13 protein-coding genes are annotated in these 12,269 nt (G+C 68.8%); 11 read left to right on the forward strand and 2 right to left on the reverse strand.

The window, feature by feature from the left end:
- A partial coding sequence (locus tag VFL64_RS13160) for an MFS transporter (protein WP_489540833.1) occupies nucleotides 1–400 on the reverse strand: 400 nt, incomplete at its 3' end.
- A 90-nt stretch (nucleotides 401–490) separates the two neighbouring features.
- Here VFL64_RS13160 and VFL64_RS13165 point away from each other — a divergent pair.
- The 7 genes from VFL64_RS13165 (at nucleotide 491) to VFL64_RS13195 (ending at nucleotide 7,491) form a co-directional block, all read left to right on the forward strand.
- A complete protein-coding gene (locus VFL64_RS13165) occupies nucleotides 491–1,324 on the forward strand; it encodes an AraC family transcriptional regulator (RefSeq protein ID WP_489540834.1) in 834 nt (277 codons plus the stop codon).
- Nucleotides 1,325–1,470: 146 nt separating this feature from the next.
- The gene (locus VFL64_RS13170; RefSeq protein WP_489540835.1) at nucleotides 1,471–2,751 is read left to right on the forward strand and encodes a roadblock/LC7 domain-containing protein; all 1,281 of its coding nucleotides are present in this window, start codon (nucleotides 1,471–1,473) and stop codon (nucleotides 2,749–2,751) included.
- Nucleotides 2,752–2,835: 84 nt separating this feature from the next.
- On the forward strand, nucleotides 2,836–3,942 hold the full coding sequence (nadA, locus tag VFL64_RS13175) for a quinolinate synthase NadA (protein ID WP_489540836.1): 1,107 nt from the start codon (nucleotides 2,836–2,838) through the stop codon (nucleotides 3,940–3,942).
- A gap of 11 nt (nucleotides 3,943–3,953) precedes the next feature.
- Nucleotides 3,954–4,820 carry a carboxylating nicotinate-nucleotide diphosphorylase gene (gene nadC / locus VFL64_RS13180; RefSeq protein ID WP_489540837.1) on the forward strand — a complete coding sequence of 289 codons (867 nt, stop codon included), beginning with the start codon at nucleotides 3,954–3,956 and terminating at the stop codon, nucleotides 4,818–4,820.
- A gap of 17 nt (nucleotides 4,821–4,837) precedes the next feature.
- Complete coding sequence (locus VFL64_RS13185) at nucleotides 4,838–5,128, forward strand: late competence development ComFB family protein (protein WP_489540838.1); 291 nt, start codon at nucleotides 4,838–4,840, stop codon at nucleotides 5,126–5,128.
- Between the two features lie 45 nt (nucleotides 5,129–5,173).
- On the forward strand, nucleotides 5,174–6,325 hold the full coding sequence (locus VFL64_RS13190) for an alpha/beta hydrolase family protein (RefSeq protein ID WP_489540839.1): 1,152 nt from the start codon (nucleotides 5,174–5,176) through the stop codon (nucleotides 6,323–6,325).
- Nucleotides 6,326–6,417: 92 nt separating this feature from the next.
- Nucleotides 6,418–7,491, forward strand: a complete 1,074-nt coding sequence (locus VFL64_RS13195) for a linear amide C-N hydrolase (RefSeq protein ID WP_489540840.1) — start codon at nucleotides 6,418–6,420, stop codon at nucleotides 7,489–7,491.
- Between the two features lie 12 nt (nucleotides 7,492–7,503).
- Here VFL64_RS13195 and VFL64_RS13200 read toward each other — a convergent pair whose 3' ends face one another.
- On the reverse strand, nucleotides 7,504–8,322 hold the full coding sequence (locus VFL64_RS13200) for a crotonase/enoyl-CoA hydratase family protein (protein WP_489540841.1): 819 nt from the start codon (nucleotides 8,320–8,322) through the stop codon (nucleotides 7,504–7,506).
- A gap of 138 nt (nucleotides 8,323–8,460) precedes the next feature.
- Between VFL64_RS13200 and VFL64_RS13205 the strand changes: the two genes are divergently transcribed.
- From VFL64_RS13205 to VFL64_RS13220, 4 genes are all read left to right on the forward strand, one after another.
- Entirely contained in the window at nucleotides 8,461–9,411 is a 951-nt protein-coding gene (locus VFL64_RS13205) for a hypothetical protein (RefSeq protein ID WP_489540842.1), read from the forward strand.
- Nucleotides 9,412–9,426: 15 nt separating this feature from the next.
- The gene (locus VFL64_RS13210) at nucleotides 9,427–10,248 is read left to right on the forward strand and encodes an enoyl-CoA hydratase (protein ID WP_489540843.1); all 822 of its coding nucleotides are present in this window, start codon (nucleotides 9,427–9,429) and stop codon (nucleotides 10,246–10,248) included.
- 2 nt (nucleotides 10,249–10,250) lie between these two features.
- Nucleotides 10,251–11,939: a class I adenylate-forming enzyme family protein gene (locus VFL64_RS13215; RefSeq protein ID WP_489540844.1), complete on the forward strand. Its 1,689-nt coding sequence runs from the start codon at nucleotides 10,251–10,253 to the stop codon at nucleotides 11,937–11,939.
- Nucleotides 11,936–12,269: NAD(P)H-dependent flavin oxidoreductase (locus VFL64_RS13220; RefSeq protein WP_489540845.1), on the forward strand; the 334-nt coding region annotated here is incomplete at its 3' end. The genes VFL64_RS13215 and VFL64_RS13220, both read left to right, overlap by 4 nt.

Here is a 12,269-nt window from a genome sequence, read left to right on the forward strand (position 1 = left end):
GCGAGACGCGCTTGTTGAGGATGGTGAAGTCCACCGGGTGGAAAGGCGAGTTGCCCAGGCCCGCAAGGGCAGCAGCCAGCATCAAGCCGCTGTAGCCCTGCGCCGTGGCAGTCGCCAAGGCGGCCAGCACGAAGCAGCTCAGCGCGACGAAGAGCACCGGCCGCGCGCCGACGCGGTCGACCAGGAAGCCGGCCAGCGCCTGGCCGACACCCGAGATCACGAAGAAGGTGGTGACCAGCAGGCCCAGCTCGGAGTAACTGAAGCCGAATTCCTGGATGAACAGCGGGAACAGCGGCGCCAGCAGCATGTGGAAGAAGTGCGAAGTGCCATGAGCCAGGCCGATCAGGCCGATGGTCTTGGCGTCTTGCCGGAGGGGAACGGGAACAACTGCAGCGGTCATGGGAAGCAATGTGGGGACGATCCGTGCACTCTAGGCGTGCATGGATCGGCCGGGTTACGATAGTTCGTCAAGTTCTATCGAGATCCGGACATGCCTGCTCCGACCACCCCACGCCGCCACACCAGCCTGCCGCCCGTCGACCCACAGGGCTACGCCCCCACGCCCGATTACCCGGTACGCGCCAAGTCGCGCCGGCTGGCGGCCGACACGCACATCGTCCCGCACAGCCACCCGTGGGGGCAGCTGGCCTTCTCTGTCACCGGCGTCGTGCGCATGACGGCGGCACGCAGCACCTTCATCGTGCCGCCCTCGCGCGCGGTGTGGATCCCGCCGAACGTAGAACACGTGGTGACCGTGGTGGAGGACGCGGACCTGCGCACCCTCTACCTGCACCAGGATGCCGAGCACTGCGGCCCCGAAGTGAACGCCGCGCCCGATTCGCCCTGGCGCGAATGCCGCGTGGTGGAAGTCTCCAGCCTGCTGCGCGAGCTGGTCGTTCACATGGACGCCGAGCCCGGCCGCCGCCAGCCCACCGAACGCGAACGCCACCTGAGCGCCCTGGTGCTCGACGAGCTGCGGCGCGCCCAGCCCGTGCCCATCGGCGTCGACCTGCCGCAGGACAAGCGCCTGCGCGCCCTGTGCGAAGCCGTACTCGACGACCCCACGCGCTGGTCGACGCTGGAGACCTGCGCGCGCAGCACCGGCGCCAGCCCACGCACCGTGGCGCGACTCTTCCGCAGCGAGCTGGGCACGACCTTCCTGCAATGGCGCCAGCAGGTGCTGCTGGCCAAGGCCTTGTCGATGGCGGCGCGCAAGATCCCGATGTCGGTGATCTCGGCCGAGCTGGGCTACGCGAGCGCCAGCGCCTTCACGGCGATGGTCCGCCGCTCGGTGGGGGCACCGCCCAGTCGCTTCTTCTCTTGAACCGTTCTCGTAAGCGCCCGCCCACCCCCCTAACTCGATGTCCCTTTTCAACCAATGGTTGCATCCGGCGGGATGCCGAGCCCGCCCCGCCGGCCTAGACTTCTGCGAACCGCGCCGTTCGATGCGCAGCTTCGGGAGAAGACAACATGCTGAGCTCGCTCTTCGGTGATTTGCGCACGATTCGCGGCCACAACGACCACGTTCCCGAAGAACGAGATCAGGGCTTCGCCGCCACCGCCATCCTGGAGAGCGTGGCCACCGAGGTCAACGACCGTGGCCAGATGGTCGATAGCCACCTGCGCGATCTCGTCGTGTCGGGCTCCCCGGCGCAGGCCATCCGCGAGCACTTCAACGCCACGCGCGCCGACCTCGAAACCGCCAGCCGCCTGATCGCCCTCTACGACCCCACCGGTGTGTGGGCCGCCTCGGTCATCAAGGCCCTGTCGGATGCGAGCGGTCGCCCCATCGAGCGGCTGCACCTGCGCGAGCAGGGCACGCTGCGCACACTGGCCATGATCTCGCGCACGACCCTGGAGCGCCGCAACGAAGACGCCCTGCGCATCTACCACACCGATGTGCGAGCACCCGGCAGCGACAACGCCGCCATCCCGCTCGCCCTGATGGAACGCAGCCACATGACGGCGGTGATCGTCGGGGCCATGCAGCCGCATGCCATCGACGAGATGCTCACGACGCTGCAGACCGCGGTAAACCAGCCGAACTGGCGCTGTCCCACCCTGCTCTTCATGCTGCCGCCCAACGCGGTGTGGATCGCCAACAAGATCGGCATGACCGAGTGGCCCGCGCGGCTCAAGGTGCAGGTGCTGAACGAGGCGCTGACCAGCGCGTCGGCGGTGTGGAACGCCTTGCTGGGCATGTGGAACCGGGTGAAGAAGGAGCCCGTGCTGGCGCCGCCGCAGGCCCCGGCATCCGGCGGGCTCGACGGCTTTCAGATCAAGGTGGCCGACCTGGCAGCCACACCCGCTGCGGCCGGCCCGGCCAGCACGGCGCGCATCACGTCGCCGGTGAGCGCTACCAGCGTGCGCCGCCCGCCGCTCGACCCCGCCCTGGCCGCGCAGGCGCTGGTTCCGCTTTCGGGCCTGGACGGTGTCTTCGCCTGCGCCGTGGTCGACGGCAGCACCGGCCTGATCCTCGCCCGGCATTCGCGTGAAGACCACCCGATCCAACTTGGGCTGGCTGCCGCGGCCAGCACCCAGGTGCTGCGCGCTCACCAGCAGTCGGCACGCGACCTGGGGCTCACCACCGAGGTCGACGAGGTGATGACCAGCGCCGGCCCGCGGCACCACGTCATGCGCACGATCTCGCGTCACCCCGGCCTGTTCCTCTTTGCCGTGCTCGACAAGCAGCGCACCAATCTCGCCTTGGCCCGCTACAAGCTCATGGAAGCCGAGCAGAGTCTCGAGTAGACGAGGCCCCACGCGCTTCGCTGTTGTGGGGTGGCGGTACCATGATCGGCCTCGCGGCCGAAGCGGCCCGCCACACACCCAGCCATGAGCCAAGTGCAGTTCGACTACCCCCTGCAAGACGCCTCCGGCGCCACGTGCACCGCGCACGCGTGGGCCAAGGTGCCAGAACCCCTCAGCCCGGCCGATCGCCAAGCGTGGAAGGCCCGCGCCAAGGATCTGCTCGCCAAGCACAACGCGGTGCTGGTGGCCCACTACTACGTCGACGGCGACCTGCAAGACCTGGCGCTGGAAACCGGTGGCATCGTGTCCGACTCGCTGGAGATGGCCCGCTTCGGGCGCGACCACGCGGCCAAGACGCTGGTGGTGGCCGGTGTGCGCTTCATGGGCGAAAGCGCCAAGATCCTGAGCCCCGAGAAGCGTGTGCTGATGCCCGATCTCGACGCCACCTGCTCGCTCGACCTCGGCTGCCCGGCCGACGACTTCGCCCGCTTCTGCGACGCCCACCCCGACCGCAAGGTCGTCGTCTACGCCAACACCAGCGCCGCCGTGAAGGCCCGCGCCGACTGGATGGTGACGAGCTCCTGCGCGCTGGCCATCGTCAAGCACCTCAAAGACCACGGCGAGAAGATCCTCTGGGCGCCCGACCGCCACCTCGGCCGCTACATCCAGGAACAGACCGGCGCCGACATGCTGATGTGGAACGGCGCCTGCATCGTGCACGACGAATTCAAGGGCCTGGAGCTCGACCTGCTGAAGGCCCAGCACCCCGGTGCCAAGGTGCTGGTGCACCCCGAGTCGCCCAAGAGCGTGGTGGACCAGGCCGACGTGGTGGGCTCGACCTCGCAGATGCTCAACGCCGTGGTGAGCATGGACGCCAAGACCTTCATCGTGGCCACCGACAACGGCATCCTGCACCGCATGCGCCAGATGGCGCCGGGCAAGACGCTGATCGAGGCACCCACCGCCGGCAACAGCGCCACCTGCAAGAGCTGCGCGCACTGCCCGTGGATGGCGATGAACGCGCTGCAGGGCGTGGTCGCCTGCCTGGAGCAAGGCACTGGCGAGATCCACGTCGACGAGCCCATCCGCTCGCAGGCGCTCGGCTGCATCGACCGCATGCTCGATTTCGTCAAGCGCAACCCCACCGCCACCCAGAAGCCTGGCTTCGTGCCCAACGTCGGCGCGGCCTGAAGACACTCCCCATGTTCGACTACAACGAAACGCTGGAACAAGCCCGCACCCGCAACATCCGCGACGCCCTGATGGAAGACATGGGCCGCAACGACTGGACCGCCCAGCTCGTGCCCGCCACCCAGCGCGTGAAGGCCCGTGTGCTGGTACGCGAAGAGGCCGTGCTGTGCGGCCGGGAGTGGTTCGACGGCTGCATCCACGCGATGGATGAGCAGGCGCGCATCACCTGGCACGTGGACGAAGGCGCCAAGATGGCCGCCGACACCCTGGTCTGCCACATCGAGGCCAACGCGCGTGCCCTCCTCACCGCCGAGCGGCCGGCGCTCAACTTCCTGCAGCTGCTCTCGGCCACCGCCACCGTCACACGCCGCCATGTCGACGCGATCGAAGGCGCTTCGCCCAACCCGCGCGGCTGCGCCGTGCTCGACACGCGCAAGACCATCCCGGGCCTGCGCCAGGCGCAGAAGTACGCGGTGCGTGCCGGCGGTGGGCAGAACCAGCGCCTCGCGCTGTGGCACGGCATCCTGATCAAGGAGAACCACATCGCCGCTGCCGGTGGCGTGGCCCAGGCGCTGCGCAATGCGCAGGCGCTGGACTCCGGCGTGGACATCCAGATCGAGGTGGAAAACATCGCCCAGCTGCGCGAGGCGCTGGATGCCGGCGCAAAGAGCGTATTGCTCGACAACTTCACCGAACCGCTGATGCGCGAGGCGGTGGCGGTCACGCAGGGCCGCGCACTGCTCGAGGTCTCGGGCAACGTGCAACTCGGGCAAATGCGTGAAATTGCAGCCACCGGGGTCGACCGCATCTCCATCGGCCGCTTGACCAAGGACGTGAAGGCGGTCGACTATTCGATGCGGGTGCTCGAACGCATTTGAGTCGGGCACTCGACACCATGAGCGCTGCTTCCGATTTCGAATCCATCCACAACCACTACGAGCGGATCATCTTCGAGGCCGTCTCGACCTCCGCGGCCCGCTACCCGCAGGTGCCGCGCGATCTGCTGGCCGACGTGGCCTGCGTGGCGCTGAACCGCCTGCCGCCACGCTACATCCGCCACGAAGTCGACCTCGTCTTCTACCTGACCGAGAACGAGCGCGCCCACAACGAAGTGGCCATCGCCGAGGCGGTCAAGTACGCGTTCGAGTTCGTGCAAGCGCGCACCGCGATGCGCGCACGCAGTTAGCAGGTGCGCCGCTGCCGCACCCTGACGCTGGCGCTGGCATGCGCCGTGTCGGCAAGCCTGCTGGCCTGCTCCTCCGAGCCCCCGCAGCGCCGCCCCGACGAACCGCTTCCCCAGGAGTTCGCTGCACGGGGCTATTCATCGGTCGAGCAAGCTGCCGTCAGCCACACAAGTCACCCCTGGGTCGTGGCCGGACAGACGATCACGGTCAACCTGGACATGCCCGAGCGCGGCGACCGACTGCCCTTGGTCATCTACGTTCCCGGCCTGGGTGAGGCGAGCGATGCCGGCGACGCCTGGCGCTCGGCCTGGGCCGGCGCGGGCTATGCGGTGATGTCGGTGCAGCCCCTGCTGGAAGACGCCACCGCCTGGTCTTCCGACCTCGCGCGCGACGGCGACTTCGTCAAGCTGGGCAAGCAACGCCACGCACCCGCCGTCATGGCCGATCGCCTGCGCAGGCTGGACCAGGTGCTGGGCGAAGCCAGGCGCCGCACCAGCGCGGGCGAGGCCCCGTGGCAACGCGTGGCCTGGGACCGCGTGGCCATCGCCGGCTTCGGCCTCGGCGCCTACACCGCGATGGCGGTGGCGGGCGAGCGCATCAGCAGCGCCGACCAGCCGCTCACCACCGTGAGCGTGCGCGCCGCCATCGCGCTCAGCCCTTACGTGAGCTTCTCGCAGGGCTCGCTCGACACGCGCTATAAGGGCATCCGCCTGCCGACCTTGTCCGTCACCAGCGACGCCGACCGCGACGTGCTGGGCCAGGCCGACGGCCCCCTTTTGCGCGCGGCCGCCTTCAGCCACCTGCAGGGCAACGACAAGTACCTGCTGTCGCTGCGCAGCCTGCCCCACGCGGCCTTCAGCGGTTCGGCCCATGCGGCAGGCCCGCAGCCCGAACGCGAGGCCGGGCTGCCGGCCAGGCCCTTCTCCTGGCTCGCGCCGGCAGACCCGTCCGCCCAGCGCCGCGGCGGCAGGCAAGGCCCCGTTGGAGATGGCGGCCAGCTCGCCATCATGGAACGCGAACGCTGGGTGGGCATCCAGCCGCTCACGGCCACCGGGCTGGAGCTCGGGCGCATTGCCATCCAGCACGTGAGCACCGCGTTCCTCGACGCCTACCTGAAAGACGACGCACTCGCCCGCGAATGGCTGGTGATGAACGCGCAACGCTGGATGGGACGCAGCGGCGAACTGCGCCACCGCTGAGAAGCGCTGCACCTCGGTGCAATTGCGGAGCCGCCTGCGCGCCTCTAGCATCGGCCCCACGCGGGCACGGTGCTCGCCAAAAGGAGCGACCCATGCCCCGATTCGATTGGCGCGCCGCGGCGTGCAAGCTGGCCGCCTGCGCGATGCTTCTTTCGTCCGACGGCGCAGCGGCCTGCACACGCGCCGTCTACCTGGGCCCCGATGGCAACGTGATCACGGCCCGCTCGATGGACTGGCGCGTCGACGTCGCCACCAACCTGTGGATCTTCCCGCGCGGCATGAAGCGCAGCGGCGAGGCCGGCCCGAACTCGCTTCGCTGGACCTCGCGCTACGGAAGCGTCATCGCCACAGGCTACGACATCTCCACCACCGACGGCCTGAACGAAGCCGGCCTGTCGGCCAACGTGCTGTGGCTGGTCGAGTCGCAGTACCCGCCCTTCGACGGCCGTGGCAAACCGGGCCTGACCATCGCGGCCTGGGCGCAGTACGCGCTGGACAACTTCGCCACCGTGCAAGAGGCCGTCGAGCACCTGCGCCAGGAGCCTTTCACCCTCGTGACCGACAAGGTGCCGGGTGAAGAGCGACTGGCCACGCTGCACCTGTCGCTGTCGGACGCCAGCGGCGACAGCGCAATCGTCGAGTACATCGGCGGCAAGCAGGTGATCCACCACGGCCGCCAGTACCAGGTCATGACCAACTCGCCGGTCTTCGACCAGCAGCTCGCGCTCGCCACCTACTGGCAGCAGATCGGCGGCACGGTGATGCTGCCGGGCACCAACCGCGCTGCCGACCGCTTTGCGCGCGCCTCGTTCTACATCAACGCGATCCCCAAGTACGCCGACCCCGACCTGGCACTGGCCGCGGTGTTCAGCGTGCTGCGCAATGCGTCCGTGCCCTTCGGCATCACCACGCCGAACGAGCCCAACATCTCGAGCACACGCTGGCGCACGGTGGCCGACCACAAGCGCAAGCTCTACTTTTTCGAATCGGCGCTCACGCCGAATACCTTCTGGGTCGACCTGAAGGCCGTCGACTTCTCGCCAGCCAGCGGCAAGGTGAAGGTGCTGCGGCTCGGCGACAACCAGAAGAACGTGTTCTCCGGCGAGACCTCGGGCAAGTTCGAGGTGGCCGCGCCGTTCACCTTCCTGGGCCTGCCCGCCAGGTGAGGCGGGCCTGCTTCAGCGGCCGGTGAACTTGGCGGGCCGCTTCTCGACGAAGGAGCGCACGCCCTCGGCCCAGTCTTCGCTCGCGAAGATCTTCTTCTGGACCGCGCCGAACTCGGCCACGGCGGCCGCCGGGCCCTCTTCCACCGCCTTGATGGCATTGAGGCGCGTGGCCGTCACGGCCAGCGGCGCCTGCTCGGCAATGCGCTGCGCGATGGCCAGCGCCTCGTCGAGCACCTGCGCGTTGGGCACCACCTTCTGCACGAAGTTGAGGCGGTAGGCGGTGGGGGTGTCGAACTCGTCACCGGTCAGCAGGTACAGCATGGCGTTGCCCAGGCCGGCGCGCTCGGACATGCGCAGCGTGGCGCCGCCACCGGGCATCAGGCCGCGCTGCACTTCCTTCTGGCAGAAGCGGCAGTCCTCGCCGGCCACCACGATGTCGGCGCCCAGCATCAGCTCGATGCCGACCGTGAAGCAGATGCCCTTCACGGCGGCGACGACCGGCTTGGTACGGCGGCGGTAGCCGGGCTTGCCGAAGTCGTGCGGCTCGACCAGGCCTTCGGGGATGAGCTTCTCGCCACGCTCCAGGTGCGCCTGCACGGCGGGCATGTCCAGCCCGGCAGTGAAGTGGTCGCCGAAGGCATGCAGCACGCCCACGCGCAGCTCGGGGTCATCGTCCAGGCGGGTGTAGGCCTCGCCCAGTTCGCGGAACATCCGGGGCGTCCAGCCATTGCGCTTGGCCGGGCGGTTGATGCCGATCAGCAGCACGTTGCCGACGACTTGCGTCTCGATGCAGCCATCGGGCGGCGTGGGCGTGGTGGCGTGGAGTTCCATGTCGGCGCTCTTCGGGTTTGTGCGGAGGGGCTGCATCTTCCTGCATTCCCGCGCCGTGCGCTGACACCCGCGCGACTGCGTTGGCCTCGCATGGCGCCTATGCTGGGTATTTCGCCGCGTCGTATGGAAAGGCTTGCCATGACCGTCCCGTTCGAGACCCAGCCTGCGTGGTGCGGCCCTCTGCGCAAGCCACGGCAGATGCTCGCGGAGCAGACCTACGGCGGCCACCTCTCCATCCACGACGACAAGACCGCCGAAGACCTGGGCCTGCGCGCCGGGCCGATCGAGGGCCCCACGCACTTCAGCCAGTTCGACCCGCTGCTGTTCAAGCTCTTCGGCCAGGCGTGGTTCGAGACCGGCTGCATCAGCGCGCACTACCAGAACATGGTGGTCGAAGGCGAAGAGGTGCGCGCCTTCGTGCAGCCGCCTGCCGCCGGCGAGAAGCTCGTCAAGATCTGGGCCGAGAAGAAGGACGGCACGCCCGTGCTCACCGGCACCGCCTCGGTGGGTGATGTGCCGCAGGCGCTGCACGAGATCCCGCAACGCATCGCCAAGCTGCGCCCGGCCACCGGCCTCGTGATCAACCGCGACCTGAAGGTGGGCCAGCGCGGCGCGGCCAAGGAAACCATCGCCATGGGCTTCGAGCAGCACATGGGCGACTACTACCCCTTCACGCTCGCCTCCAAGCTCAAGGTCATCACCGAGCCCTCGCCCTGGTACACGCCCGAAGGCGGTGCCTCGTCGCCCTGGGGCCGCGCCATCATTCCCATCGAGATGATCAGCGTGCTGCTGGGCAGCACCTCCGCGCTCGCTGGCTTCAAGGGAAAGCAACCCGCCGTCGGCCTCTTCGCCGGCCAGCAGATCCGCCTCGTCCAGGGCCCGCTCTTCGTCGGCCAGGCCTACGACCTGGAGCGCGAGATCGTGGCCCTGAGCGAGAGCGCACGCACCGAGTCGTGCTGGATCAAGACGCAGGTCTACGTGGCCGGCACGCGCACGCTGGCCGCCGAGATGATCCTCAACAGCGCCACGCTGAAGGCCTCTTACGCCAACTACGAGAAAGACGCGCGCGAGCTGGGCCTCGTGAGCTGAAGACGGAGACACCACATGAGCACCCTCGACACCGGAACACCCGACCTGCTGGCCCACCTCGACGAGGGCGTGCTGACACTGACCATGAACCGCCCCGACGCGCGCAACGCCTTGTCGCGCCCCATGGTGCTGGCGCTGCAGCAGCAGCTCGTGAGCGCCGAGTTCGACCCGGCCGTGCGCTGCATCGTGCTCACCGGCGCGGGCAAGGGCTTCTGCGCCGGCGGCGACGTGAAGGGCATGGCCGCTGCGGGCGACGGCACGGTGGGCCAGCGCACCATCGACGAAGCCATCCACCAGCAGCGGCACAACCAGCGCGAGACTGCGGGTCGCCTCTTCAAGATGCCCAAGCCGACACTCGCCGCCCTGCCCGGCCCGGCAGCCGGTGCGGGCCTGGCCCTCGCGCTGGCCTGCGACCTGCGCGTGATGGCCTCCTCCGCCATCATGACCACCGCCTTCGCGCGCGTGGGCTTCTCGGGTGACTACGGCGGCACCTATTTCATGACGCAGATCGTGGGCTCCGGCAAGGCACGCGAGCTGTTCTTCCTCTCCGAGCGCGTGTCGGCCGACGAGGCATTGCGCCTGGGCCTCACCAACTGGGTGTGTGCACCGGAGGAACTGGCCGATCGCACGCGCGAGATCGCGCGCCGCCTCGCGTCGGGCCCGACCGTGGCCTACCGCTACATGAAGGAGAACCTCAACCGCGCGATGGCAGGCGAGGTCGACGAGTGCCTGGACCTCGAGGCCACGCACCAGATCCACACCGGCCAGACGCAAGACCACCGCGAGGCCGCCAAGGCTTTCGTCGAGAAGCGCGAGCCGGTGTTCAAGGGCCGCTGAAGATGCCCGAGCCGATGACCCGCGCGGCGGCCATCGCCGCCCTCACCGCCCCCGGCCAACCGGGCGAGCTGGTCGACATCGTCGCCAACGGCCGCCCTGTGCGCGCCTTCAAGCACGCGCCGCCCACGCTGCGTGCCTACTACGAGGCCTACGTCACCGACCTCACCTTCCTGGTCTACGAGGATGAACGGTTCACGTTCCGTGAAGCCTGGCGGCAGGCCTCGCGCATCGGCCACGTGCTGGTGCACCAGTGCGGCGTGAAGCCGGGCGACCGCGTCGCCATCTCCATGCGCAACTACCCCGAGTGGATGCTGGCCTTCAGCGCCATCACCTCCATCGGCGCGGTCGCCGTGGCCATGAACGCGCACTGGCAGACCGAGGACATGGTCTACGCCCTCACCGACTGCGGCGCCAAGGCGCTGCTGGCCGACCAGGAGCGACTGGACCGCCTGGCGCACGCACCCATCGCCGGCCTGCATGTGCTGGGCGTGCGTGCCATGCAGCTGCCCGCGGGTGCACGCGACCTGAAGGCCGTGACCGCCGCCGTCGGCGACGTGCCCATGCCGCCGGTCGACATGCAGCCCGACGACCTGGCCATCATGCTCTACACCTCCGGCTCCAGCGGCCGGCCCAAGGGCGTGCCCTCCACGCACCGCATGGTGATTTCGGCGCTTCTCTCGTGGGAGCTCGATTACGCCATCCTCGACCTGGTGAGCGGCGTGGTGCGCCCCGAGCCCACCGAACAGGGCGGCACGCTGCTGGCCGTGCCGCTGTTCCACGTGACCGGGCTGCACTCGTCCTACCTCACGAGCTACCGGCTGCAGCGCCGCATCGTCAGCATGTACCGCTGGGACGCAGACAAGGCCGCCGCGCTGATCGACCGCGAGCGCCTCACCTCGCTCACCGGCCCGGCCGCCGTCACCGGCGACCTGGTGCGCGTGGCGCAGTCGGGCCGCTACAGCCTGGCCACGCTGGCCGCACTGGGCGGCGGTGGCGCACCGCGCGCACCCGAGCAAGTGCGCCAGATCCAGGCCAGCTTCACGCAGGCCTTGCCCAACATCGGTTGGGGCATGACCGAGACCAATGCCATCGGCACCGGCATCGTCGGCCAGGACTACCTGGACCACCCGAGCAGCTCGGGCCACTGCTCGCAGGTGCTGCAGATCCGCGTCACCGACGAAAGCCGCCGCGTGCTGCCGCCCGGCGAGCGCGGCGAGCTGTGGGTGCGCGGCACCTCGGTGTTCATGGGCTACTGGAACCTGCCCGAGGCCAACGCGCAGGCCTTCGACGGCGACTGGTTCCGAACCGGCGACGGCGCCTACATCGATGCGCAGGGCTACCTCTACATCGTCGACCGCATCAAGGACCTGATCATCCGCGGGGGCGAGAACATCGGTTGTGGCGCGGTCGAGGCCGCGCTGCTGATGCACCCGCAGGTGCAGGAAGCCTCGGTCTACGCCGTGCCCGACGAGCGCCTGGGCGAAGAGGTCGGTGCCACCGTCTATGGCAGCGAGGCGCTCGACATGACCGAGCTGCGTCGCTTCCTCGAAGGCCACCTCGCGCGCTTCGAGATCCCGCGCTACATCATCCAGTCTGCGCACCCGCTGCCGCGCACACCCTCGGGCAAGATCCTGAAGCGCCAGATCCGACAAAACGCCATCAAACAACACCTGTCAAAGGACGCTTCATGAAGACACGCATCACCGAACTCTTCGGCATCGAGCACCCCATCATCCAGGGCGGCATGCACTACGTCGGCTTTGCCGAGCTGGCGGCGGCTGTCTCCAACGCCGGTGGGCTGGGCATCATCACCGGCCTCACGCAACGCTCGCCCGAGCTGCTGGCCAACGAGATCAAGCGCTGCCGCGAGATGACGAACAAACCCTTCGGCGTGAACCTCACCTTCCTGCCCATGGTCAACACGCCCGACTACCCCGGCTACGTGAAGGCCATCATCGACGGTGGCGTGAAGGCGGTCGAGACCGCCGGCAACAACCCGCAGAAATGGCTGCCCGCGCTGA

This window comes from Rhizobacter sp. (assembly GCF_035702065.1).
Lineage (GTDB): Bacteria > Pseudomonadota > Gammaproteobacteria > Burkholderiales > Burkholderiaceae_C > Rhizobacter.

Excerpts from the sequence above, each read along its gene's own strand:
- VFL64_RS13205 (WP_489540842.1), top strand. The coding sequence starts at position 8,461 with ATGACCGTCCCGTTCGAGACCCAGCCTGCGTGGTGCGGCCCTCTGCGC.
- VFL64_RS13210 (WP_489540843.1), top strand. The coding sequence starts at position 9,427 with ATGAGCACCCTCGACACCGGAACACCCGACCTGCTGGCCCACCTCGAC.
- VFL64_RS13170 (WP_489540835.1), top strand. The coding sequence starts at position 1,471 with ATGCTGAGCTCGCTCTTCGGTGATTTGCGCACGATTCGCGGCCACAAC.
- nadA (WP_489540836.1), top strand. The coding sequence starts at position 2,836 with ATGAGCCAAGTGCAGTTCGACTACCCCCTGCAAGACGCCTCCGGCGCC.
- nadC (WP_489540837.1), top strand. The coding sequence starts at position 3,954 with ATGTTCGACTACAACGAAACGCTGGAACAAGCCCGCACCCGCAACATC.
- VFL64_RS13215 (WP_489540844.1), top strand. The coding sequence starts at position 10,251 with ATGCCCGAGCCGATGACCCGCGCGGCGGCCATCGCCGCCCTCACCGCC.
- VFL64_RS13185 (WP_489540838.1), top strand. The coding sequence starts at position 4,838 with ATGAGCGCTGCTTCCGATTTCGAATCCATCCACAACCACTACGAGCGG.
- VFL64_RS13165 (WP_489540834.1), top strand. The coding sequence starts at position 491 with ATGCCTGCTCCGACCACCCCACGCCGCCACACCAGCCTGCCGCCCGTC.
- VFL64_RS13200 (WP_489540841.1), bottom strand. The coding sequence starts at position 8,322 with ATGGAACTCCACGCCACCACGCCCACGCCGCCCGATGGCTGCATCGAG.
- VFL64_RS13195 (WP_489540840.1), top strand. The coding sequence starts at position 6,418 with ATGCCCCGATTCGATTGGCGCGCCGCGGCGTGCAAGCTGGCCGCCTGC.